This is a genomic window from Paenibacillus sp. FSL F4-0100, from assembly GCF_037993005.1.
Classification (GTDB): domain Bacteria; phylum Bacillota; class Bacilli; order Paenibacillales; family Paenibacillaceae; genus Paenibacillus_AQ.
On sequence record NZ_CP150303.1, the window covers coordinates 688,822 to 708,328 of the forward strand.

Here is a 19,507-nt window from a genome sequence, read left to right on the forward strand (position 1 = left end):
ATGCAGAAACAAGGGTACTGGGGCTATATATTCACATTGCCGTTTGTCATTAATGTCGTGGTATTCCTCTTATTTCCGATTGTATTCTCCACATATATTTCCTTCACGGAGTGGGACTTGTTTAACGCACCGCGCTGGATCGGGCTGGATAACTGGGTGCGCGTATTGAACAAACATGAATTCTGGGTATCCATCCGAAATGTCTTTATGTTTGCACTCATCTTCGTGCCGATTCAGACGATCATGGCGTTTGTGATCGCCTTTATGCTGAATCAGGCCATTCGGGCCAAGGGGTTGTTCCGCTTGTTCTATTTCCTGCCTGTCGTTACTCCGTGGATCGCCGGCGGCGTGGTCTGGGTGTGGATGTTCAACTACCAATACGGCGTCATCAACTGGGTGTTGGAATCCATCGGCCTCGATCCTGTGAAATGGATAGATAGCAGCAATTGGCTGATGGTCGTCTCCAGCATCGCGATTGTTCAGGTATGGAAGGGCGTTGGTCAATCCATGATCATGATCCTGGCCGGGATGCAAAATGTTCCGAAAGAGGTGCTGGAAGCCTCGCAAATCGACGGCGCCAACGGCTGGAAGCAGTTGACGAAGGTGGTGTTCCCGATGGTAACGCCGATGGTATATCTCGTTATGATTCTGTCCACCATCTCGGCGTTTCAGGCATTTGATGTGTTCCTCGGCCTGTTCGGTTCCATCACCACGGGAATTCCGGAACGGAACATGGTTCCGAACCTGCTAGTGTACCGGGATGCGTTCCTGCTCTTCAAAATGGGACCGGCATCCGCAACGGCCTGGCTGCTGTTTGTCATTATTCTAGGCTTCACCTTGTTCCAGAAGTATTTTGAGAAGAAGTGGGTGCATTATGACTAAGACTACTCACCCCTTACTTAAGGTGCTCATGTACCTGCTACTGATTGTCGGTGCGGTATTCATGGTGTTCCCATTCATATGGATGCTGTCCACATCGCTGAAAACGGTAGGCGCCATTTCGCAGATGCCGCCGCAGTTAATCCCGAATCCGATGAATTGGGATAACTATGTGACGATATGGAATAAAGTCGACTTCGGTCGATACACCCTGAACAGTTTTTTCATCGTCTCGATCGAGATGGTTGGATCCTTGATCTCCTGCGCGTTTGTGGCTTTTGGACTTGCGATGTTCACCTTCCGGCTGCGGGGGCTCATCTATATGATCATGCTGGCAACCTTAATGATTCCGTCTCAAGTGACCATGATCCCGACCTATTTCATCTGGAAGGAATTTGGCGCATTGAATTCGTATTACCCTTTGATCGTGCCCAGCTTTCTGGGCGGGGCGTTCGGTATTTTCCTGATGCATCAGTTTATCAAATCTTTGCCTAAAGAGCTGTATGAATCGGCTACGATTGATGGCTGCAGCCCGCCGGGCATATTCTTCAGAATTTATTTGCCGCTGTGCAAGCCGGCGCTGGCGGCGCTAGGGGTATTCACTTTCATGGGGGCGTGGAACAACACGCTGGGACCGCTGATTTACCTGCAAGACAAGGAATTATATACATTGCCGCTCGGCTTGCTCTACCTGAAATCGGAGAACGTCAACCAAGCGCTGCTGATGGCAGGGGCCGTCATTACGACGCTTCCAGTCGTCATCGTCTATCTGTTCGCGCAGAAGCAATTTGTTCAGGGTATCGCTTCGACAGGGATGAAGGGCTGAAGGAGGAACTTACGACATGAAGAAGTACGTACTGGTCGGCGCTGGGTCAAGAGCGCTGTATATGTTTGCTAAACCGATGGTAACCGATTGGAAGGGGAACGTTGCCTTTGAAGGCGTGTATGATGCCAATCCGGTGCGGGCGCGCTTTCTTAGCGAGGAATGCGGGGGAGTTCCCGTATATGATGATTTCCGCGGCATGCTTGCGGCTGTGAAGCCGGATGTTGTCATTGTGGCGAGCACGGATTACACGCACCATACCTATATCGTGCAAGCCTTGAGAGCCGGCTGTGATGTCATTAGCGAGAAGCCGATGACGATTGATGAAGATAAATGCCGTGAAATTTTGCAAGCGGAGCAGGATAGCGGTAAGAGGGTGACGGTTACGTTCAACCTCCGGTTTGCGCCTTATTTTGCGACCGTGAAGGAATTGCTGCTGCAAGAGGTCATCGGGGATGTCTACCATATTGATCTGGAGTGGTTTCTGGACCGCCGGCATGGCGCGGATTATTTCCGTAGATGGCATGCCGAGATGAAGAACAGCGGCGGACTGCTGGTTCACAAGTCCACGCATCACTTCGACATCATGAACTGGTGGATGAACAGCCGTCCTGTGGAGGTCCATGCCTTTGGAACGAGACGGGTGTATGGGGACGATCGGCAGGATCATGGAGAACGATGCCTTACTTGCCATCGGAAAGACGAGTGCGATTTCTATATGGATATCGAAAAGGATCCGTTTCTTGAAAAATACTATCGCCAGGCTGAAGAAGCGGACGGATATTTCCGGGACCGGTGCCTGTTTGACAGCCGGATCGACATTTATGACACGATGTCGGTCAATGTCCGGTATGACAATAATGCGATGCTGACCTATTCCCTCGTCGCCTATAGCCCTTATGAGGGATGGCGCGCTGCGATCAACGGCAGCAAAGGCCGGATCGAGGTCTCGAATATATACAGCAACGCGGATATGAAGCAAGGGGAAGCGAGCAGGATTCATATCTTCAGAACCGATGGCACGGAAGAGGTGGTCGAGGTCAATACATCGGCCGCCGGTCATGGCGGCGGGGATGCGAAGCTGCGCAAGGCGCTGTTCGAAGGCGGAATCGAAGATCCTCTAGGTCAACAAGCCGATAGCTCGGTAGGCGCCGAATCCCTTCTGATTGGTGCTACAGCCAATCGTTCCATTGCCGAAGGCCGGGCGATGAAACTTCCGGACGTTTCGCCGAAGTTTGTCAACGGGAGTTCACCGAGATGAACAGCGTTCAGGAACTGGAGCAGTATATCTGCACATTATACGACACGAGGGATCAGTTGAAGGTGCATGTGTTTGAACGTTCCGATGCCGCATTTGCAGCCGGGGATGTTATTCGGGATGCCATCGTCACACCCGAAGCGGCGAGAAAGCGGCAGGAGGAGATCAGGGGGGCTTTCCTGAGGTCCATCGGCGGGCTTCCTGATGCGTTTGCCAACCTGGAAAGGGAAGAAGGGACGTCATTCGTGGAGAGGATACAGCCTGGCGTTTCTTTGCCGAATGTATACACGAACAAGGCGGCAGGACGAATCAGTAAAAAGGCAGAAGGGACTTCAGAGGGCGCGTCGCTCGTCAGGCTCCGTTCCGGGCGCGCAGCGGGAGAAACAGGTGATGATGGAGCGCAAGCCAAACATCAGCCTCCGCTTAATGCACATACGGCGGGTGTCGTTAGTGGAGACGGCTTTCAGGTAGAGAAGGTCATATTCGAGTCCAGTCCGGGGTATTATGTCACTTCGAATCTGTACCTGCCCGATCACCGGGAAGAACGTTCCGCGGCCGTCCTGTTTCTGAGCGGACACGAGCTGGGGGCGAAGCATGATGCCTATTATCAGCGCGTGATCCAGCACTTCGTTCGGGCCGGCTTGATTGTGTTGGCAATCGATCCGATCGGGCAGGGCGAGCGCCTTAGCCTTCATGATTTCGAAGATCGGGAAGGAAGCGTCATATGGGGAACGAAGGAGCATCAGCAATACGGCGTTCAGTGTCATATGCTCGGCGACAGCGTAGCCCGCTATTTCGTTCACGATGCCATGCGTGCCGTCGATTACTTATGCGAACGGCCCGATGTTGATCCGGCCCGGATCGGCGTAACGGGGAACTCCGGCGGCGGAACGCAGACGGCCATGATGATGGTTTGCGATGAACGCATTGCGGCGGCGGCTCCCGCCACATTCATCATGAACCGGCAGCTGTACATGCATGCCGGCGGCGTGCAGGATGCCGAGCAGGTATGGCCGGGTCTGTCCGGGCTGGGTTACGACCATGAGGATCTGCTTATCGCTTTTGCGCCGAAGCCGCTGATCGTGCTGGCGGCGGAGTACGACTTCTTCCCGATTGAAGGCACGCGGCGTACCGTGGAGCGAGGAAGACGCTTCTGGGAGCTGCTGGGTCAACGCGATGACCTGCAGCTTGTGACCGACGCCTCGACGCACCGCTATACGGACCGGCTGGCCACGGCGGCGGCGGCTTTTTTCGTCCGGCATCTTGAGGTGAAGGTTGCCGCCAGTCATGCAGTGAAGATAGAGGCGCTTCCGCCGGAACAACTGTGGTGCAGCCCCAGCGGTCAGCTGTACCGGGATAAGGCTGATGCAAGGTCGATCCGGGACTTCAATGCCGATCGCTGCGACCAACTGGCCGCAGACCGGTCGCTGCTGCCGACGCAGCAAAGACAGGATCAAGCAAGGCAGTGGCTACTGGAGAGAATCTACGCCTCCCGCAAGCCTTGCGAATTGAACCCGCGCATTATTCGTCTGGGCGCAGTGGAGGGCCTTGAGGCCGATTATCGCCTGTGGTGGTCACAGGAAGGCATCATGAACAGCGGTTATGTATTCCGACTGGCCGGGGTTATAACCGAACGAAAGCAGCCGCTGACCATTGCGGTTTGGCGGGGAGGGACTCGCCGATTGAAGGATCACTGGGCCTGGATTCAGGAGGCCTGTCAATCCGGCCGCGCCGTACTGGTGCTGAATACGTCCGGAGTCGGTCCGCATGAGCCTTATCCGATATACGAAAAACCTGCGCATTCCTATTTTGGCGTGCTGCATAAGCTTGCCGATGATTTGATCTGGCTCGGGGACAGTTTGGCTGCGCTGCGTACGTACGATGTCATCCGGTGCATGGAGGCTATCTCCCACTTTGATGAGTGGCAGGCGGGAGCGATCCCGTTCTATACGGTGGGTCGGGAAGGGCTGTATGTACAGCTTGCCGCGGAGGTTGACCGAAGAATCGGCACGGTTACGGCCATTCATCCTGTGAGCAGCGCAGCCGATCTGGTCAGGGCGCGGCAGCTTGAGGAGGAGGAAGCGATGAGCGTCGTGTTTCCCGGCATGTTCAAGATGCTTGATCCCTCCGAGCTGAACGAACCACGGGTAGAATATCGCGGGCAACTAGAGGGAAAGGATGTGGAAGGACATGAGTAAACCAAAACCACTAACGGTCACGCTGGTCGGAGCCGGCCTTCGCGGCATGATTTACAGCGGTTATGCGCTCCAGCGACCGGAGGAGATGCAGATTGTTGCCGTTGCCGATCCGGATGAGGTGCGGCGAAGCCGCTGCCAAGCGAAGTTCGGGATAGCGGATGAGCAATGCTTTACGAGCTGGGATGAGCTGTTTGCAGCCCCCCGTCAATCGGATGCGGTCTTCATCTGCACGAGGGATCGGGACCATTATGAGCCGACGATGAAGGCGCTGGCAGCTGGGTACCATGTGCTGCTGGAAAAGCCGATGTCGCCGGAGTGGCAGGAATGCATCGATATGGGTCGGCAGGCGGAAGCCTTCAACCGTACGTTAACGATTTGCCATGTTCTCCGTTATGCGCCTTTTTTCCAAGAACTTAAACGTTTGATTGATGAAGGACGGATCGGTCGTCTGATGTCGATCCAGCACAATGAGAACGTCGGCTATTGGCACCAGGCGCACTCGTACGTGCGGGGATATTTCAATAACAGCGAGTCATCCAGCCCGATGATTCTGGCCAAATCCTGTCACGACCTCGACATTATGCAATGGCTGGCGGGAGGACAATGCCTGAGCGTTGCCTCCTATGGCCACCTGTCGCATTTTCGTCCGGAATCGGCTCCGCCCGGCGCGCCGAAGCGCTGCCTGGATGGATGCCCTGTATCCCATGAATGCCAGTACTATGCGCCGAATACGTATCTGATCGAGAATGCGGGTTGGAAGGGCGAGGCCGCGAGCAACGATCCGAGTTACGAAGCGCGTTACCAAGCGATGCTGGAGGGTCCTTTTGGCCGGTGCGTGTACCATTGCGATAACGATGTCGTGGATCACCAAGTCGTCAGCATGGAATTCGAGCATGACATTACGGCGGTGTTCACGATGAGCGCGTTCACGGAGAAATGCAACCGTACCATCAAGCTTATGGGGACTGAGGGCGAGATTCGGGCCACGATGGAAACCAACGAGATCGAGATCCGCCGCTTTGGCAGCGGCAAGCAGGAAATGATCCAACTCGTCGATCCGGAAGGACATGTAGGACATGGAGGCGGGGATATGCGCTTAATTGAGGATTTTGTGAAGTCGGTCAGATCCCAGGGGCAGCATAACAGCTCAACTTCTGCCCAAGCGTCGATACAGAGTCATCTGATGGCCTTTGCCGCCGAGCGTTCCCGCGTAGAGAAGCGCATGGTTAGGCTGGAGGAATTTATGAATAGCGACGTTCTGGCTTAAATTTACAACGCTGTACAACAAGGAGGAATTATCATTATGCAATTGAACATATTGGAACATGCGGATCAAGCAGGTTTGGAGGCAGCCCGCGCTTGCGAGGCGATTCTCCGCGACACGATCGCGGAAAAAGGAAAAGCGCGCATCGTCCTGTCAACGGGCGCGTCGCAGTTTGAGTTTTTGTCGCAATTCGTGAAGCTGAATATGGAATGGGATAAGATCGAGATGTTCCATTTGGATGAATATATCGCGTTGCCGGAATCTCACCCCGCGAGCTTCCGTAAGTATTTGAAGGAGCGTTTTCTGAAATATGCGAACGTCGGCCAGGCATGGCTCATTGACGGGGAAGGAGATCCTGAGGAAACGGTGAAGCGGTTGAATGAAGAGATTGCCAAGGCTCCTGTGGATCTGGCCCTGATCGGCATTGGGGAAAATGCGCATATTGCCTTTAATGATCCGCCGGCCGATTTTGATAATGAGTCGCCTTATACCATCGTGAACCTGAGCGATACGTGCAAGAGCCAGCAGGTAAGGGAAGGCTGGTTTGCATCGAATGGGGAAGTGCCGAAGCAAGCGATAACGATGACAGTCCAACAGATTTTGAAGAGCCGCCATATCGTCTCGGTCGTGCCTCATCAGGCCAAAGCGGCTGCCATTCAGAATACCATTCAAGGCGCGGTGGACAACCGGGTGCCAGCTACCATCCTGAAGACGCATCCCAGCTGGATGCTGTATCTGGATAAAGCATCGGCAGCGCCGATTTATCAATGGGCGTAGTTAGGGGGACGCCTATGTTGTGGCGTGGAAAGCTCCCGCATACCGGCGAATCGGTTGAGGTAGAGGCGGCGTTAGACGGACGGATCGCGGCTATACGCCGGTTGGGACAGAACGATAAGACGGCGTTACCTTGGATCAGCAGCGGCTGGATCGATGTGCAGGTCAACGGCTTCGGGGGATACGACTTGAATGGGACCGTGACGTCGCAGAGCGATATTGAAGGCGTGACGCGTGCGCTGCATCGGCGAGGGGTTGCCGCATACTTGCCGACGGTCATCACGGGCAGTTATGACCGGATGCGTCAAGCATTTAGCGGGTTGTCCCGGTATGTCCAGTCCGGGGAGTTCGGAAGTGCCTCTATTGCCGGCATTCATATGGAAGGTCCATATCTATCCGGTGAAGACGGCAGTCGAGGGGCGCATCCGAGGGAGTATATCCGGAATCCGGATTGGGATGAGTTTCAGCGGCTCCAGGATGCGGCTGGCGGGCTTATCCGGATGGTGACGCTCGCGCCGGAGCGCGAAGGCTCGGTTCCTTTTATAGAGAAGTTAGTCAAGGCGGGCGTGGTTGTGGCGATCGGGCATACGATGGCTACAGGGGAGCAGATCGATCGGGCGGTGCAGGCAGGAGCGACGGTATCAACTCATCTGGGGAACGGTTCACAGACCGTTCTGCCGCGCCACCCCAACTATATCTGGCATCAGTTGGCGGACGACCGGTTATGGGCAACCTTTATACCGGACGGCCACCATCTGGCGCCCCCTGTGCTGAAAGCGATGCTGCGGGCGAAACGGGACAAATCGCTGCTTGTCAGCGATGCCGTCATGTTCGGTGGCATGGCTCCCGGACGGTACAGCAGCCTCATCGGAGGCGTGGTCGAGCTGACGGCAGACGGGCGCCTGTATACGGTAGAGAATCCGGCGATACTGGCCGGATCCGCTTCTTCGCTGGACGTTGGCATTGCGAATGCGATCCGCTATACGGATATGACGCTGGCGGAAGCGGTAAGCGCGGTCACCATCCGCCCGGCTGTGGTACTGGCTATGCCGCAATTGGGCGGGCTTACGATCGGGAATCCGGCGAACTTGACGCTGTTCGACTGCGATTCAGACGGATCGGGTATGGCTGTCCGGGAGACAGTTGTGGCAGGCGAGACGGTGTACGGTCCTATTTGATATGAGGGTGTAGGAGGCTGCGGGAAAATGAACAGCGTCCGCGAACAACACGTCCTGATTCTTGCAGGGGACTTGGAGAAGTGCAAAGAGTCACGCTCACCGATCGAGAAAGTCCTTTTATGGGACTTTGGGCAGCAAATCTGCTGCCCTCCAGCAGACTACAACTCTCTTTGGCCATCGTCTGGCGGAACCAATACAAAAAACCATCCTTATGCGAGTGATCATTGCGTTAGCTCGCACAGGGATGGTTTTTCTTTTGTTTTATTTTTCGATATGCTCCACAAACCAACGGACGATATGACTCAAGCGCTTCACCCGCAGATGCGGATGGCCGCTTCGGGACAAGTTGTGATCCGCACCCGGGAAACGGATGAACTGAGTTTCCCGGCCGAGTCGCTTCAAAGCGATAAACAGCTGTTCTCCCTGTTCGATCGGGCAGCGGAGATCCTGTTCTCCGTGAAGGATGAGAAGCGGCGTATGGACGTCCTTCACGTAAGCGAGCGGGGAATGCTTCCACAGCTTCTCCAGATCGTCCCACGGATTGCCCCAGATCTGATCCTGCGTAAAGGTGTAGCCGATATCGCTGACGCCGTAGAAGGAGATCCAGTTCGATATCGAGCGCTGGGTTACCGCTGCCTGGAACCGGTCGGTATGACCGACGATCCAGTTGGTCATGAAGCCGCCGTAGCTGCCGCCGGTCACGCCAAGACGGGAAGCGTCGATATAAGTGTAGGTATTCACAACATAATCCACGGCTTCCATCAGATCCTGGTAATCTCGTCCGCCGTAATCTCCTCTAACGGTATTGACGTGTACCTGACCGTACCCGTGGCCACCCCGAGGGTTGGTGTAGAATACCGCATAGCCGGCTGCAGCAAGCAGCTGGAACTCATGCATGAACGTATGTCCGTACATGGCTTGCGGACCGCCGTGAATCTCAAGCACGGCTGGGACCTTGGTGCCTTCCGTGAAGCCGGCAGGCTTCATGATCCACCCTTGAATCGGCCAGCCGTCCGACGTCCGGAACGTAAAGGACTCCGGCGTGCTTAACGTAAGCTCGTTCCACAGCTCCTCGTTGCAGTTTGTCAGACGCTTCTCCTCGTTCTTAGCGATAGAGAAGCTGAACAGATCGCCAGGCTGCAGCGGGTCGGCAGCGGCGAACACCACGTTCTCCTCCGGTGTCAGAGCGAATTGGTACACCTCTCGTTCGCCCGATACGACCAGCTCATAGGATGAACCGTCCAGAGCAAAACGTCCAATATGAACACTGCCATCCTGGCTGAGCTGGATGTATACGGATTGGCCGTCCTTACTGAACAGCGGAGGCGTTCCGGCTCCGGCTCTCATGTCGCTGACCGCGGCGTGCCCCAGCTGAATATCCATGTCCGTGAAGAGCACGCGGGATTTTCCGCCCGATAGCGGAACCAGGTGGATTTTGGTCAGGGTGGCAAAACCGCAGCTGAGGTCGCTGGCAAGCATGAGCATATACTGCCCGTCCGGGGTGAATGCAATGGAACCGATCGAGAGGGTTCCATCCGTCAATTCGGTTACGGATCCGCTATCGAGGTCCATGACAAACACATCGCCTGTCAAACGAAAATCCGGATCCGGGAATTGCTCCGTGGCAAGGCAGGTGCTGTATGCGATGCGGGTGCCGTCCGGTGACCAGGCGAAGGCATGTATATCAAAATCTCCTTCTGTAATTTGCTTGCATTCTTCCGTTGCCGGATTTACGAGGTATAGATGATGTCGACGTTCATTCCACAATCCTGCGCCATCGGCTTTATATTTAATGCGATTAATGATTTTTTCCTCAGGGAGCTTGTTTTTGTCGTCTTTGTCTGATTCTTCGCTTTCCGTAGATTCGGCTGCTTCCGCCTCGCTTCTAACAAGTAGGCGTGCGCTATCCGGGGACCATTTAAAAGTGCTGACACCGTGCTTCATGTCGGTAACCGGCCTTGCTTCCCCGCCGTTGGCAGGCATGATCCATACCTGCGGCTTATCGCCCTTTTTGCGCAAGAAAGCAAGCTCCGACCCGTCAGGGGACCAAGCGGGTGCTGCATCCGCCTCGCCGGACGTGAAGGGAACATCCTGGTCTCCTTCTGCAGGAAGCAGGCGGATATGGGAACGGTAACCGTCGTACTTTTCGCTGACGGATTTATGTACATAGGCTATGGCTCCACTAGTTGGAGATACGACAGGGTCATTCACCCAGTGCATCCGGTACAAATCCTCTGGCGTTATGAGTCGCTTATCAGTCATGAATCATCCTCCTAATCTTCTTGTGTGAGTTAAACATCATTATCCCAGATAATGGCATGGAAATCTAGATGAAAAGTGAAAGGGGAAATGTGAACGTTTCGTACCAAATGCTAGTAAAACAGAGGGGGAATTACAATAATTCTAGATTGTAAAATGAAGCTCTAGAACTGAAAACAGCTCATTAATTTTCAACTGGTCAATTTAGAAGCGATACGGTGTGCTTTTTGTTATAATTGAGACAGGCTCTCAATTAGGAGTATGTAAAATAAAACCAACTATATATAGCTCAGGAGGAAATAAGATATGAACGTAAGTGAAGCTATCCGCACGCGCCGCAGCCTTGGCAAGGTCAAGCCTGACGCTGTACCGCAGGAATGGATTGAACAAATCGTAGAAGCGGGAACCTGGGCGCCGAACCATAAGCTCACGGAGCCGTGGAAATTCTTTGTCATGCAAGGGGAGGGCCGCGACGTGCTCGGCAACGCACTTGGTGACATTCAGGCGGCAGGTGGTGATGATACAAGTGAAGAGGCTGTAATTGCAGCACGCGAGTCAGGACGTACGAAGGCGTACCGGGCTCCGGTTGTTATCGGTGTGGCGGTCGAACCGTCCACGGACCCCAAGGTGATTGAACTTGAAGAGTACGGAGCGGTGTTTGCCGCTATTCAAAATATGCTCCTGCAAATTCATGAGCTTGGCTTGGGTGCAGTGTGGAGAACGGGCGAGCCGTGTTTCCATTCGCTGATGAATCAAGCGTTCGGATTGAAGCCTGAAGATAAAATGCTGGGTTTCCTATACATCGGATATCCGGATATGGAACCTAAGCAGGGGAAACGTCAACCGGCAGCGAACAAAACGGTATGGCTGAATAGTGCTGCAGACCTGTAGTTGATCTACCCTCCACCGCAAAAATCCGGTATAATGAACCCTAAGTTTGTCTATAGGGTGTTACGGCATCCGGGCGATTGACACTAGGGGAGTGTACGGGGATGAAATTTCGGTTCAAGCAGTGGGATCTGGGGAGCAAGTTTATTTTTATAGCCACCTGTTTAGCGCTGGCCTCTTTCTTTTTTAAATGGCTGGATATCGGCGTGGCTGCAGAGAATGGTTTTTTGCAGGGCGGCGTGTTTTTCATCGTATGTTTCATTTATCCATTTTTGAAAGTGATCCGCGAGAAGAAGATGAACAAGCTGATTGCCTACATTTTTGCGCTGGTCGCTATATTTTTGACGATGACGTACGTGTCATCCAAAACCGTAGATTTCTTCGGCCAGACAATAAGAGGGGCGGCGGCAGGGCCGTATTTGTTCTTGGTGTCATGCGGACTGCTGAGCTTCGGTATTTTTAGACGCAGGTACTAGACTCGCTGCGCATGCTTTTGTATATGGCGTGATAGGAATGAAGGGCTGAACCCGGAGGCGACATACCTCTGACAGGGACGGCCCTTTTTCTATTTGAGACAGATCACCACTGGGTGAGAAGGGCAAAGCCGCTGATCGACACCGCGTAAATGATTAACAGCACCACGGCGTACTTTTTGGCACGGATGTTCAAGTTGAAGACGGCGGAGAGTCCGTTGTTGATTATATTTCCGATGAATAGAATGAGCATGAGCGCGAGTGCAGTGATCGCAACGATGAGCGTAGCGGTTTCCATGGGTTCGTGAATCCTCCTGTTTTAGCTGCTAATGGCGTATAAGATACATTCCATTGTAATGGACGAAGTTTAAACCCCGGTTAAATGTAGTTAAAAAATGAATACACCTGGCAAGTGGTGTAACGTTGAGCGGGATACTGGGATTTTGATATACTGGAGAAAGCGACTTTACAACCGCTGCATTACATCAACAGGAGGGATTTCAGAATGGCCAATCAAACTTTTACCGATGGACCTACTTTGAATGACGGCGTAAAAATGCCGTGGCTGGGCCTTGGCGTATGGAAGACCAAAGAAGGCGAAGAGGTTATTCAGTCCGTAAAATCAGCAATCGCTGCAGGGTACCGCAGCATCGATACAGCTGCCATCTACGGCAATGAAGAGGGCGTAGGGCAAGCCATTCGCGAATCCGGAGTTTCGCGGGACGAGCTGTTCATCACCACCAAGGTGTGGAATGATGACCAGGGGTATGAGAAGACGCTGCAAGCTTTTGAGACGAGCCGCAAGAAGCTCGGGCTGGATATCGTTGATTTGTATCTCGTGCACTGGCCGGGAAAAGATAAATACCTCGATACGTGGAAAGCATTGATTCATCTGCAAAAGGAAGGACTCGTGCGTTCCATCGGGGTCAGTAACTTCCAGATCCGCCACCTGCAGCATATCATCGAGGAAACGGGTGTCGTACCGGTTGTCGACCAAGTCGAATTGCATCCGCTGCTCTCCCAGAAGGAGCTGCTAGGGTATGCACGCGAGAATAATATCGTCCTGGAGGCGTGGAGTCCGTTGATGCAGGGCAATCTTGATCAACCAGTGCTCGCGCAGATCGCGGAGAAATACGGAAAAACCACGGCGCAAGTCATTCTGCGCTGGGATATTCAGAACGGTGTCATCGTCATTCCGAAATCGATTAAAGAGCATCGCATTCGCGAAAATGCGGGCATCTTCGATTTCGAGCTTTCGGCGGAGGATATGGCAGCCATTGACGGCTTGAACCAAAACAAACGTTTTGGCTCCAATCCGGATGAAGTCCTGTTCTAAATTTTGCTTCGATATAAAAAGAGCGAGCACAACCCGGAATGAGGGAAGTGCCCGCTTTTTTTTACGTTATTTATCAGGATGGAGTTCCTCTTGCAGTTATCGTTCTTTGAGCCCATCCACAGGAAACAAAGGTTCACCAATCGTACCGAGCTTTCCCTGTATTAGATCTTCGTGCAATCTTTTCAGCCAGTTCAGGTCGGTCTTGGCATGTTCATACATCCCGATCATCAGATGCTGGGCGCTGCGGGGGACGATATGTTGGTGTTCCACGTATAATTGATATGCCTGGTTCACCCGATGCTCTGCTTCCCGGATACGGGACTGCAGGATCGGGGCCAGAACGGCCGGGTCCGCGAGTCGCGAGAACGGCAGCGCAATATAGAGCGGGTGATGCACGGGCTCGATGTCCCTGAATTTTTTGAGCAGCAGCTGCTCAAAAAGCTTGCGTCCGGCATCCGTGATCCGGTAGATGGTTTTGTCTGGGCGGCTATCGCTCTGTATGGTTTCCACTGCTTCGATATATCCGTTCTCGGCAAGCCGGTCTACCGCGTAATAGAGAGAGCCCATCTGAAGCTTCGTATACTGATCCATGCCACGATCCTTCATCTTGATCCGGATCTCGTATGGATGATGGTCTCCTTCCAGCAGCAAGCCCAGGATGGCCAGCTTCATCGACATGACATTAGGCTCCCTTAGCCTTGGCAGGCACGGTCACCCGCTCGTTGCCCATCATGAGCACGAACACGAGAGCCAGTACCGCCGGCACAAGCGCCCACAAGAACGTATTCGCAATGGAATCCGCCAAGGAAGTCGTAATCTGTTCACGCACGTTCGGCGGAAGCTGCCCCATCACTTCAGGTGAAAGAACGGCATCCGCATTTAACTCGGCACCGGCCGGCGCGTTTCCTCCGGCTTCAGCAAGTCGGCTGTTAAGGCCGTTGCGCTGGATGATCCCGAAGATCGTAATCCCCACCGTCATGCCGAAGGAGCGAAGGAAGGAGTTCGTCGATGTTGCCGCGCCACGCTGTCTGGCATCAAAGTTATGGATGGAGGCCATGCTGAGCGTGGAGAACGAGAAACCGACGCCAAAGCCGGTCAGGACCATGAAGATCGTCAACAGGTAGCGCGGCGTATCCGGGCTTATCGTGCTCAGGCAGAAAATGCCTGTGATAAAGCACAAGACGGACAGAATCATGATGTTTCTAAACGAAGTCCGGGTCGTCAGCATACCGCCGCCTTGGCTGCCGAATACGCTGCCGAGCATCATCGGCATCAGAATGAGGCCTGAATTGGTTGCTGATCCACCGTACACGCCGCTAACAAAGATCGGGATGTAGATGGTTGCCACGATAAAGGTTGCTCCATAGAACAAGGCAACGATATTGCTCGAAGCAAACAGGCGTTTACGAAACATTTGGAACGAAATAATGGGTTCGGCTGCCCGGGTCTCTGCGAACAGAAACGCAATAAACAGAGCAATGAATCCCCCGAACAAGCCTAGAATTTGCGGTGAGTCCCATGCATAGGTTTGCCCGCCCAGTTCCAGACCGAACATCAGGCAGATGATTGCCCCTACAAGCGTTGCGGCTCCCGTCCAGTCAATCTTTTGCTTGGCATGGGAACGAGTCTCCTTATAGGAGGTCATGATGAAAATAAAGGATACGATCCCGATTGGAACGTTGACATAGAATATCCATTCCCAGCCGACGCTATCGGTAATAAAAGCACCCAGCAGCGGTCCCATAATGCTGGAGGTACCGAATACGGCACCGAGCAAACCCGTCATTTTACCGCGCTTCTCCGGCGGGAACAGGTCAAACACGATGGTAAACGCAATCGGCATTAGAGCACCGCCGCCGATTCCTTGAATCGCCCGGTAAATAATAAGCTCTGTCATGTTGTTGGCCATCCCGCAGAGGGCGGAACCGATCAAGAAGACAACCAATCCGAATATAAAGAACCGTTTCCGCCCGTACATATCGGACAGCTTGCCGAAGATCGGTGTGCCGGCCATTACGGCAACCATGTAGATCGAGGTTACCCAGACGACTTGGTCAAAGCCCTGGAGATCGCGGATAATCGTCGATAAAGCCGTGGCTACAATCGTGTTATCGATGGCGGCCATGAAGATGCCGAGCAGCAGACCGGCCACGACCAATTTGATGTTGCTTTGTTGTGCATTCATGTTAAGAATACTCCTTTTCCATATTCAACTATGTACATATTATTCAAATTTGAATAATTCGGTGGTTATATTGTAGCCGGATTAACAGATGTTGGCAAGATGTTTAATGGCACTGCCTGTCTCTACATTCTGGACAAGAAAAAACAAGGCCAACCCAAAGCTTACGGGATGACCTTGCAATAATAGGGAATCGGCTGCTGGGATGCCTTCGCGTCAAGACACGCTGTTAGCTGCTTCCAGTTAATACTTAACAGTTCATCTGCGGCGATTTGGGATCCAACTGCATAAATTCGATCCGATTGCCGTCCGGGTCCCTGGCCCAGCACTGCCAGTTGAAGTCTTTTCCTTGGACCGGCGGGACGTCGAGTTTCACGCCCTGATTGCGGAGATGTTCCGCGATGCGCTCGATATGTTCCACCTCGAGGCAGAGATGGGAGAATCCGACGGGCCGTTCTACTTGCTCCGGTTTCTGTTGCCCACCGTAAAACAATTCGATAAACTGTCCGTCACGCACCTTAATGTACTCGATCCAGGGTTCACCTTGATCGTTAGGAATATCAAAAGCACGGGTGAAACCAAGAATATCACAGTAAAAATGCAGAGACTTCTCCATATCGGCGACATCGAACGCCAGATGGGCGATTCCTTTAATCATGACAGCATTCCTCCTTGGTATGTATCAACGCTTAAGGATCAGGCGAGTTCATAAATCTATTGTAGCTTATTCTGTATACGCTTCCATATATATTTGCAAAATCGGAGGAATAAAACAATGGAGAGAAAAAGGACCGACCTGTTACGTTCGGTGAAGAACGATAAGGGGCGGTCCTTATTTGTATATTGGATAGCAGCCTACAAACACATGGATTAATGATTGCAAAATGATCAATGTAATTGTTTTCGGTGACTCCAGAAATTAGGCGTCCCTAGCGCCTCTGATGCACCGGAACTTCTTTACGCCCCTGTTTCATGGGCGACTGGCATAAAGGACAGGCCTTGCTCTCCCGATCCCGAGCGCCAGCGGCGATTCTCGCGTTGACTCGCTGCCAGCCTTTGCAATTGGCGCTGGTGCACAGCCACACGTCGACGATCTCCGTTGCAGCGGGTGCAGTCTGATGCTGTAAGCTGGGAGTGGAGCCTGATCCTGAACCGATGCGTTGGCTCCTCTGGCTGGCAGTGCTTACCGTTGCCCGCCCAGCAGGTGAAGGCAAGGATGAGCGCTTGGCTGAGGTTGAGGTCTCTATGCGGACCGTACGCTTTGCCGTAAACGTCGATCGCGGCGTTGACCCGCCGCCCTTGCTTGGTATGCTGTTGCCTTGCTTGCTCTGCTCGTCCGTAACGAACACATCGCGGAAGAAGCGGGAAACCTCCGCTTTTCGCCCCCGATAAAAGCCAGGCGAACTGACAATCAATTCATCCCGAGCCCTAGTGATAGCGACATAAGCCAATCTGCGCTCCTCTTCCAGCGCATCCAGCGCCTTATCCTCTTTGTCCGATAGCGGACGCTGATCGTCCCTGCGCTCGGCGTCCAAAGCGGACGTATGCGGCAGAATGCCCTCGCTTGCCCCGATCAGGCATACCGAGGGAAACTCCAGTCCTTTGGATTTATGGATCGTCATTAAGCGGACAGCATCGGCATGTTCGTCCCGTTTCATGGCCGCCATTTCCTTATGAATGATGATCAGCCGATCGACAAATTCGACGAACTCAGCGATATCCCCAAAGCGTTTCGCTGAAGCCTCCAACTCATCCAGACCTTCCTGTATGAATTCCTTATGGAGGGTGATTTCCTGGCGCTCGTCTGCCTCCAGAAACTTGTCATAGAATTGGCGCCTCATTTCCTGTACCGCCTGAAGGGGCTCCATCGCCTTTAGTCCCTTAATGAGCTTTGTGCGATCTCTAATATTCTCGATCTGAAAATCCTTCAGGCCGGGAAAGGATAGAAGATGCGATAGAGGCCCTTTCTTGGGACGCGGAGCATCCTGCTGCCGGATGAAAGCCATGCCTTTATCCCGGTTCATGTACAGCGTATGGAGCATGCCCTCCATGGCCGTGAAATTGCGTCGGTCCAGCGACAGCCGCAGATGGTCCATAAGCGGTTTGACAATCCACTGCTCGTAGAACAGATCTCCGTTCTCGTAATGAATGAACGGAATCTCCCGCATCACGAGCTGTTCAAAGATAGCCCGGCTGTTGTTCGCGGTCCGGTACAGAATCGCATGATCGCGGTACTGCTTTCCGTGCTCCCGGACCTGCTCGGTAATATGGGTCAGCAGTTGCTCCGCTTCTTGGTCTGGATCGCCTGGACGAAGATACAGCGGCACGCTGCTGCTCTTGCGGGTCGAACGCAGCTGCTTGGGGCGGCGCCGTTCATTGACGCGGATAATTTCGTTCCCCAGCCCGACGATCGAGGAGAGAGAGCGGTAATTGATATCGAGCGTCACGACCTTAGCCCCGGGAAACGTCTGGTCGAATTCCAGGATGAATTCGTTGCGTGCCCCGTTGAAGCCGTAAATGGTCTGGTCATCGTCACCCACAACCATTAAATTGCGGTGCGGGGCGACGATTTTTTTGAGCAGCTCATAAGGCAGCAGTCCCGTATCCTGGAACTCGTCGACCATGACATAACGGTACCGCCTTTGTAGGGAGGCCAGCAAACCGGGATCTTGAGACAGCAGACGGTGGGACATGACCAGAATATCATCAAAATCCATCTGGCCATGGTCTTTCTTCCACGCTTCATAACGGGCAAAAATTTGCCTTTGCTCGACTTCTGCAGGTGTTTTGACAGGCAGCTCGTCAAGTCCGGTCATACTCATTCGATGGGCAGACCAGAGCGATAGCAGCGTCTCAGCTTCGTAGCTATCCTGCAAGCCCATTTCCCGCAGAATGCGCTTCATAATAAATTGCTGATGTCTGGAGTTGCTCAGGATTTCCTGCTTGTAGCCACGGGTTCGCAGCAAGTACAAGAAGAAGGAGTGGAAGGTTCTGGCCGTTACTTTGGCGGTTTCGCTAGCCCGTAAGCCGGGAAGCGCCATGATGCGTTCTTTCATCTCGGCTGCCGCCTTGGATGAGAAGGTGACAAGCAGGATGGAAGACGGATCAACCTTCTTGGCCGCAATGAGGTAGCCTGTCCGGCTGACCAGCACGGAGGTCTTCCCGGAGCCGGCGCCTGCAAGCGTAAGCAGCGGTCCTTGGGTATGTCGTACAGCTTGGATTTGGGCGCGGTTCAGCAGCAGTCCCCGGGATTCCAAGCCGCGAAAAAAAGCCGCATCCGGCGCGTCATCGCTGATCAGGTCCTGGCTGTTCTCGAAGGAAGCCAGCTTGGCAAACGGAATATCCTGACGCTCTCCGCCGTATGGGCGTTTATAGAAGGGTATGGATGTCATGAAATTCACCAATCATTTCGTATTTCGATTATCGTCCTACCAGTTTACCGGATTCTCGGAGGTCTGGCAAAGCGCAGGATATGGATAAGAACCATGGGATGCGAGTACTTATGAAGGCATGATATGAATTTCAGAGGCACACGCCAGAATTGCACTGATTTGCTCTGACACATCTGTCAGCGCAACCCGCGGATACGAACCAACTTTACACCCGGGGAAAGTGTTATATCATTTAGGATTGTTTTTAGAAGAGCAAAGAAGAGACGAGCATGTTCAAGGAGGAATCTTATGCTGGTTGTTATTGCTATTCTGCAGCTCATAATGATTGGGATCTTGCTGAACATCAACGGGAAGCTGAAGCCGCGAGACTATATTGCTGAAGCGATGGAGAGGGGCCGCCGAATCCGGGAGGAGCGGGAGAGGAAGCGGCAAATGGAGTTATGGTCACATGAGGCAAGTGCTGACAGCGCAGATCATTCATGACCTGAATCATTTATATGAATAACAAAAATCCCGGGCTCAAAATAGGGGAGTCCGGGATAGCTGTTGCCCTTATGTGATTTTGTACATCGTGAGCATGGCTTCCTGTGGTGCACGACGTGC

General features: G+C 53.3%; 17 protein-coding genes. 11 read left to right on the top strand and 6 right to left on the bottom strand.

From position 1 onward, the window contains the following. From MHH48_RS03025 to MHH48_RS03055, 7 genes are read left to right on the top strand one after another with little or no spacing between them, the layout of a single operon-like run. Entirely contained in the window at positions 1 to 882 is an 882-nt protein-coding gene (locus MHH48_RS03025) for a sugar ABC transporter permease (RefSeq protein ID WP_076322333.1), read from the top strand. Beyond that, entirely contained in the window at positions 875 to 1,705 is an 831-nt protein-coding gene (locus tag MHH48_RS03030) for a carbohydrate ABC transporter permease (protein ID WP_076322332.1), read from the top strand. The genes MHH48_RS03025 and MHH48_RS03030 overlap by 8 nt, the downstream gene beginning before the upstream one ends. A gap of 16 nt (positions 1,706 to 1,721) precedes the next feature. Next, positions 1,722 to 2,963, top strand: coding sequence for a Gfo/Idh/MocA family oxidoreductase (locus tag MHH48_RS03035; protein WP_076322331.1), 1,242 nt, complete (start codon positions 1,722 to 1,724; stop codon positions 2,961 to 2,963). Beyond that, entirely contained in the window at positions 2,960 to 5,158 is a 2,199-nt protein-coding gene (locus MHH48_RS03040; RefSeq protein WP_076322330.1) for an acetylxylan esterase, read from the top strand. Before MHH48_RS03035 ends, MHH48_RS03040 begins: the two co-directional genes overlap by 4 nt. Further along, the gene (locus tag MHH48_RS03045; protein WP_076322329.1) at positions 5,151 to 6,425 is read left to right on the top strand and encodes a Gfo/Idh/MocA family oxidoreductase; all 1,275 of its coding nucleotides are present in this window, start codon (positions 5,151 to 5,153) and stop codon (positions 6,423 to 6,425) included. The genes MHH48_RS03040 and MHH48_RS03045 overlap by 8 nt, the downstream gene beginning before the upstream one ends. 36 nt (positions 6,426 to 6,461) lie before the next feature. Continuing rightward, complete coding sequence (locus MHH48_RS03050; protein WP_076322328.1) at positions 6,462 to 7,199, top strand: glucosamine-6-phosphate deaminase; 738 nt, start codon at positions 6,462 to 6,464, stop codon at positions 7,197 to 7,199. 14 nt (positions 7,200 to 7,213) lie between these two features. Continuing rightward, entirely contained in the window at positions 7,214 to 8,374 is a 1,161-nt protein-coding gene (locus tag MHH48_RS03055; protein ID WP_076322327.1) for an amidohydrolase family protein, read from the top strand. 261 nt (positions 8,375 to 8,635) lie between these two features. Here MHH48_RS03055 and MHH48_RS03060 read toward each other — a convergent pair whose 3' ends face one another. Further along, positions 8,636 to 10,636 (bottom strand): S9 family peptidase, encoded by a 2,001-nt coding sequence (locus MHH48_RS03060; RefSeq protein ID WP_076322326.1) that lies wholly within the window; start codon positions 10,634 to 10,636, stop codon positions 8,636 to 8,638. Between the two features lie 303 nt (positions 10,637 to 10,939). On the opposite strand from MHH48_RS03060, the gene MHH48_RS03065 reads away from it, so the two are divergent. Together MHH48_RS03065 and MHH48_RS03070 are read left to right on the top strand one after the other, a co-directional pair. After that, on the top strand, positions 10,940 to 11,524 hold the full coding sequence (locus MHH48_RS03065) for a nitroreductase (RefSeq protein WP_076322325.1): 585 nt from the start codon (positions 10,940 to 10,942) through the stop codon (positions 11,522 to 11,524). A gap of 101 nt (positions 11,525 to 11,625) precedes the next feature. Beyond that, positions 11,626 to 11,997, top strand: coding sequence for a hypothetical protein (locus MHH48_RS03070; protein WP_076322324.1), 372 nt, complete (start codon positions 11,626 to 11,628; stop codon positions 11,995 to 11,997). A 103-nt stretch (positions 11,998 to 12,100) separates the two neighbouring features. Here MHH48_RS03070 and MHH48_RS03075 read toward each other — a convergent pair whose 3' ends face one another. Continuing rightward, on the bottom strand, positions 12,101 to 12,292 hold the full coding sequence (locus MHH48_RS03075) for a hypothetical protein (protein ID WP_076322323.1): 192 nt from the start codon (positions 12,290 to 12,292) through the stop codon (positions 12,101 to 12,103). 207 nt (positions 12,293 to 12,499) lie between these two features. Between MHH48_RS03075 and MHH48_RS03080 the strand changes: the two genes are divergently transcribed. Continuing rightward, complete coding sequence (locus MHH48_RS03080; RefSeq protein WP_076322322.1) at positions 12,500 to 13,330, top strand: aldo/keto reductase; 831 nt, start codon at positions 12,500 to 12,502, stop codon at positions 13,328 to 13,330. Between the two features lie 96 nt (positions 13,331 to 13,426). Here the strand turns inward: MHH48_RS03080 and MHH48_RS03085 are convergent, their stop codons facing one another. From MHH48_RS03085 to MHH48_RS03100, 4 genes are all read right to left on the bottom strand, one after another. Then, complete coding sequence (locus tag MHH48_RS03085) at positions 13,427 to 14,008, bottom strand: PadR family transcriptional regulator (RefSeq protein ID WP_076322321.1); 582 nt, start codon at positions 14,006 to 14,008, stop codon at positions 13,427 to 13,429. A gap of 4 nt (positions 14,009 to 14,012) precedes the next feature. Further along, the gene (locus MHH48_RS03090; protein WP_076322320.1) at positions 14,013 to 15,515 is read right to left on the bottom strand and encodes an MDR family MFS transporter; all 1,503 of its coding nucleotides are present in this window, start codon (positions 15,513 to 15,515) and stop codon (positions 14,013 to 14,015) included. A gap of 247 nt (positions 15,516 to 15,762) precedes the next feature. Then, entirely contained in the window at positions 15,763 to 16,170 is a 408-nt protein-coding gene (locus MHH48_RS03095) for a VOC family protein (protein ID WP_076322319.1), read from the bottom strand. Between the two features lie 271 nt (positions 16,171 to 16,441). Beyond that, positions 16,442 to 18,904 carry a UvrD-helicase domain-containing protein gene (locus tag MHH48_RS03100; protein ID WP_076322318.1) on the bottom strand — a complete coding sequence of 821 codons (2,463 nt, stop codon included), beginning with the start codon at positions 18,902 to 18,904 and terminating at the stop codon, positions 16,442 to 16,444. A 288-nt stretch (positions 18,905 to 19,192) separates the two neighbouring features. Between MHH48_RS03100 and MHH48_RS03105 the strand changes: the two genes are divergently transcribed. Beyond that, positions 19,193 to 19,387, top strand: coding sequence for a hypothetical protein (locus tag MHH48_RS03105; RefSeq protein WP_076322317.1), 195 nt, complete (start codon positions 19,193 to 19,195; stop codon positions 19,385 to 19,387). The last annotated feature ends 120 nt before the right edge of the window (positions 19,388 to 19,507 follow it).